Raw genomic sequence first — 5,296 nt, 5'->3', positions numbered from 1 at the left:
GAATCAATGAGGTCGATAGAGCAATCTGCTGACCTTTTTTCATTTTCAATAGGATATATTGTAGTTTTAAAAGATATTGAATGAATGTCACCAAAATAATTAATTTAAAGGTGCGTAAAAATCAGTGGAGGTGCACAAATTTTAATAGGGGTGCGTAAAATTACTTAAGGGTGCGTAAATGTATTAAAATAGATAGCCTAACACAAAGTTTTTTTAAAAAACCACTCTTAAAGTGGTTTTTTTTCTTTATATAACACTATTTAAATTATTTTTAATCTTCAAAGTTATTTAAGCACAATTTTAGGATCAAAATTCATTTTAATCACAAAAATAAAGAAAAATTCAAAAGGACATCGAAATAACTTTTTGGTTTTTAACTTAAACTTGTTTTATTTCTCTTGTAAGTTCGCTTTGCTTGATAAGTTTTTTTGATTAATATATAATGTTAACATTATTTGATTTAAAGATTTTGAGATGTATTTAAAGACAAAAATAGCAAAAAAGCCAATAATGTCAACCGCATCTAAGGTTATGTATGGCGCGGGAAGTTTGGGATACTGTATGGTTACCCAGACCGCGACATCTTTGTTGATGTATTTCGGAACGGTTGCGCATGGAATGTCTGGTACGCTTATGGGTGTAGCAATACTCATAGGTACTATTTGGGACGGAGCAGGGGATCCGATTTTTGGATCATTGTCTGACCGTTGCCGAAGTAAGTTTTTTGGACGAAGACATGGCTTTATGTTCTTTGGGATGTTTGGAATTGCCATAATCAACATTGTATTATGGTCAATGCCAATGGCTTTGCCGCAATGGGTAAAATTCATTTGGATTACTATTTTTAATTTGATGTTTAACACCTTTAATACTATTTTTCAAACTCCTTATCAGGCACTTGGACTAGAATTGTCCAGCGATTATGATGACCGTTCGTCTTTGGAAGTTTTTAAAACAGTATTTTTCTTGATAGGAATGCTTATCCCTACGGTGTTGTTAGCTGTAGTTTTTACTGACAAAGGTAAACCTGAACAATATATGACTATGGCTTATTTGGGTTCATGCGTTATGCTTGTTACCGGAATGCTGACATTTATGGGAACATATAACCAAATGCCCAGACTTAATATCCAAGCACGTACTGGAACAATAGAAAAGAAATCCATAATTGATGTTTTTATTGATTTTTTCAAAGCATTCAAGGTTAAAAACTTTAGAGCTTTGGTAGTAGGTTATGCTGTATCACTAATGAGCGCTGCTTTGCTCACATCAATAGGTCTGCACTTTTTTAATTATACCTTCCAATTTACCTTTATTGAAACCGCTATAGTATTGGGCGGATTGTTTGTAATGACTGTCTTTTCTCAGCCTTTTTGGATGATTATTTCAAGAAAGATTGATAAGAAACCGTCTTTGATTTTGGGTGTTGTTATTTCTTTGATAGGTATTTTATATGAAGGTGTGATTTTTGTCTTATATTATTATTTGCACACAGTGCAAAAAGCAGAACTATTGATCTATTTGCTAATAGGAATGCTTATTGTAGGTTTTGGTGTAGGTGCAATTTTCTCAATGCCTGGTTCTATGATGGGAGACGTAATTATTGTAGAGCAGCAGAGGACAGGTATTAATAAAACTGGAACATATAACTCATTTATGACATTTGCATATAAAATCTCTCAAAGCCTTTCATCTTTTTTAGCTGGTATCATGCTGGATATTATAGGCTTTAATGTCAACAAACCTATGGGAACAAGAGTTTTCGCATCTCTAGGCTGGCTAGTTATTATAGGCGTATTTTTGGTGTTAGCGATAAGCATTGTGTTTTATGCCCAATACGGTATATCCAAAAAAGATGTTCAGGAAATAAATATTAAGTTAGACAATATTTAATAACTAAAAAACTTGAGCAAATAAAAAACAACCCTTAATATAAGGGTTGTTTTCATAAGGAGATTATTTTTAAAAAATAAATCCCGCCTATGCCGTCTGACGCAAACTTTTACCCGCACATAGCAGGTGGGTGAACTGATTCTAGCTTTTGCCTTCCCCTGCTGTCTGATATGTTTCAATCAGTGAAATTACTGAGGCCTGACAGCCACTAGATTATACTAGTTCTCCCTTTAATAGACTGTGGAAAAATTTAACGCCATAACGCACATCGCAGGAGCTAATATACTTTATGTTTTTTGTAAGTGTATTATACTATATCCCATTATTCTTATCAAGGGCTTTATGTCATTTTACAGAAACTTACAGATTTCCAATAACTAATATATTCAAACTTATTTTTTATTGACACAATAGTTTAATGTGTTAAAATCTAATTATATAAAAAACAATGAGGCATTGTATGCAGCAAAATAATAATGACTTTTTAAAAGATAAAAAAACTTTAAGAAAATTAAAAAATTTGACTCTTTCAATATATTATATCTCGCTCATAGCTATTTTCAGTGCTTTGGTTTATGTTTTTACTGCTTTTGCTGCGTTTCCCATAGGTACAGGCTACGTTCATCTTGGCGATATATTTATTTTTGAAGCTTGCATGTTTTTGGGCTTTTACGCAGTAATCCCGGCCGTTTTGGGAAGTATACTAGCAGATATTTTTCTTGGGTTTGGTTATTATGTGCCTGCAACCGCTATTATTAAGGGATTGATGGTAGTTATATTATTGCTTATCAAAGGCAAGAAAAAATCAGGTGCAAGAGTTCTTTTATCAATGATAATATCATCTGTATTTATGCAGATAGGTTATACAAGCTATGAACTTTTGCTGATTTTGATAGGCAGCTCAAATGCTTTGACCTATGCTGTGGTTTTGTCGCCTATATTAATCTTATCTAATTTTTCTCAAACGCTTTTTGGAGTTTTGGGCGGCTATATAATGCTCAAAATTTCTAATAGACTTAATCTTTTTGATCGTAAAAAAATTATTATGTCAATAGAAAAGGAGAAGCATGAATGAAATTGTATGTTTTGGGTTGCATGGGACCATATCCCGAAAAAGACAGAGCATTAAGCAGTTATCTTGTGGAAACAAAAGAAGCAAAAGTCTTATTAGATTGCGGTAGCGGAGCATTGGCTCAGCTGCAAAAATATATTGAAATAAATCAACTTGACGGTTTGATTCTGAGTCATCTACATGGTGATCATATGTCTGATGTTTTGAGTTTGATATATTATTGCGCAAGCCATAATTTTAGACTTAATGTTTATTTGCCCAATGAAGACAGCTTAGAATACCGTCTTATTGCAAATTTTCCGCTCTTTAATATCATTCATATTAGTGATGGAAAAACAATTAAAATAAAAGACCAAGAAATTACATTTATTGAAATGGTTCATCCAAGACAAACTTTTGGTGCCAAAATAACTGACGGTTCTGTTACTTTAAGCTATACAGGGGATACAGTCATTAATCCCAATCTTGATATCCTGACTAAAAATGCTGATGTAGTGCTTGCTGACTGTGCATATCCTAGCGAATTTCACACTCCTCAAACACCTCATATGTCATTGTATCAGGGAGCAAAATATGCCGAAAATAAACCTTTTAAGCTGCTTGTAACGCACTTTAAACCAGAATGTGATATATCAGAAGAAGTTAATCAATTAGGACTTCATTGCGTCAAACAGGGCGATATTTACACAATAAAGCATAACGGTTTTACAAAAAATTAAAATTGATTTTTTAAATTAAAGTTAAACAAAATAAAAGGCTGTATTTTTCATACAGCCTTTTAAAATTAATCATCTTCAAATTCATCTTTGAAATCGGGTATTATATGTTTTCTTCTCCTTATAAGCTTAGGAGCTGGTTGAGCTTTTCCATCTTGTGCTTGTTCGCCTTCTTGAACTGTTGTTTGTTCTTGCTCAGCTTCAGTTTCCTTAACTTCTTCTAGCTTATTTTGTGACTGAGCTTGATTTTCTTTTTTCAGGTTAATTGTTTTGTTGATGGTAAGATTTCTGTCATAAGTTGTAGTGAGCTTTTTAGCGCGTCTTCTAGGCTTAGGAACAAATCTTATTATAATCAATACTAAGCAGAGAACTAATAAGATTGAGAAGAATATTGAAGGCAATAACCACCATTCAAAAGCTTTCTTATCAGTATCTTCGCTAGGTTTTTTAGTTTCAGTAGTTTCACTCAAAACAACTTTTGCAATATTGTTAGGTATTTCGTCTTCATCTTCAGAAGATAATTTTGCAATACCGTTAGCGTATTCGGTTTCATTAATTTCATTAATACTGATTTGGTCAACTATTACTAAGCCTCTAGCCAAAGTATAAGTCTTGGAATTATCTCCTAACCAAATAGTAAGATTATGAGTAACTGAAGACGCTGAACCAACATTTACAAAAAATGAATAATCTATAAATTTGTTTCCAAAGTTGTTTTTTTCGTATTCAGTGTTGATATTTTTGAAGTAATTGTTAGAATCCAAAACGATTCTTGCTCCAACACCTTCTGGAATATCTACAGTCTTTATTCTTACGGTAATTTTATAATATTTTTCAGCAGTATAACTAATAGGGAAGGACTGTTTCATTCCGTACGCTGTAGGTTCGGGGCTATAAATAACAAGAGCGTAAGGAGAAAGATTATCAGTTCCAATCTTAGACTTGTTAATTCCTCCCAAAACTGACGCATCATATTCATCAAGATTGATTATACCTGCGGTAACTGTCTTTATGTAGCTAAGGGGATTAACAGCTGTCCAGTTAGCAGGTGTTTTTAATGCTTTATCAGTTTGCTCAAATGTTTCAAAGTTTTCAACTGAAAAATCATATCTTAAATCATAGTTGCTTGTAGCATTCTTATAGGCAGTTTCGTCTGAAGCAAAGACATCAGCATATTCTACAAACAAATGACCTTGAGCATAGTATTGATTGTTATAACCACCTTCAACACCAAGCCAAATTTCTAAAGTCAAGGTGTGTGATGTGATACCGCCTTTAACATAAAAATTGAATGTTTTGAATTGTCCGTTGGTATCTATATTAGAGAATTTTGAAATAACTACATTATCTCTTTTTAATATCAATTCAGCGCCATATTGCTTGTTAGCTAATTGTGTCTGAAGTTTTACTGAAATCTTTTTGTAAGAGTCAGCACTATCAGTTTTTGCATCAATACTTACTGAAGTTGAATATCCATATGCTGAGGGTGAAGTGTTGGCTATCATAAGCAAATTGGTGTTAGGCTGATCTTCTGTATAAGGATAAGAAGGTGCACCGTAGTTTTGGCGATTAGCAATGAAATGATCTTTGTCGCCTCTTATTATACCTGTTATAG

General features: G+C 33.0%; 4 protein-coding genes and 1 other RNA gene. 3 read left to right on the top strand and 2 right to left on the bottom strand.

Annotated elements, in window-relative coordinates:
• The first annotated feature begins 474 nt into the window (after positions 1 to 474).
• Positions 475 to 1,893: an MFS transporter gene (locus tag VIL26_05620; protein HEY8390411.1), complete on the top strand. Its 1,419-nt coding sequence runs from the start codon at positions 475 to 477 to the stop codon at positions 1,891 to 1,893.
• Between the two features lie 76 nt (positions 1,894 to 1,969).
• Here the strand turns inward: VIL26_05620 and ssrS are convergent.
• A non-coding RNA gene (gene ssrS / locus VIL26_05615) (6S RNA) lies at positions 1,970 to 2,173 on the bottom strand.
• A 180-nt stretch (positions 2,174 to 2,353) separates the two neighbouring features.
• On the opposite strand from ssrS, the gene VIL26_05610 reads away from it, so the two are divergent.
• Positions 2,354 to 2,968, top strand: coding sequence for an ECF transporter S component (locus VIL26_05610; GenBank protein ID HEY8390410.1), 615 nt, complete (start codon positions 2,354 to 2,356; stop codon positions 2,966 to 2,968).
• The gene (locus tag VIL26_05605) at positions 2,965 to 3,684 is read left to right on the top strand and encodes an MBL fold metallo-hydrolase (GenBank protein HEY8390409.1); all 720 of its coding nucleotides are present in this window, start codon (positions 2,965 to 2,967) and stop codon (positions 3,682 to 3,684) included. Before VIL26_05610 ends, VIL26_05605 begins: the two co-directional genes overlap by 4 nt.
• A 65-nt stretch (positions 3,685 to 3,749) precedes the next feature.
• On the opposite strand, the gene VIL26_05600 is transcribed toward VIL26_05605, so the two are convergent.
• Positions 3,750 to 5,296: hypothetical protein (locus tag VIL26_05600; protein HEY8390408.1), on the bottom strand; the 1,547-nt coding region annotated here is incomplete at its 5' end.

The organism is Clostridia bacterium, from assembly GCA_036562685.1.
Classification (GTDB): Bacteria; Bacillota; Clostridia; order Christensenellales; family DUVY01; genus DUVY01.
The sequence above is the reverse complement of the archived record's forward strand: the minus strand, read 5'-3'. Positions and strand labels throughout refer to the sequence as shown.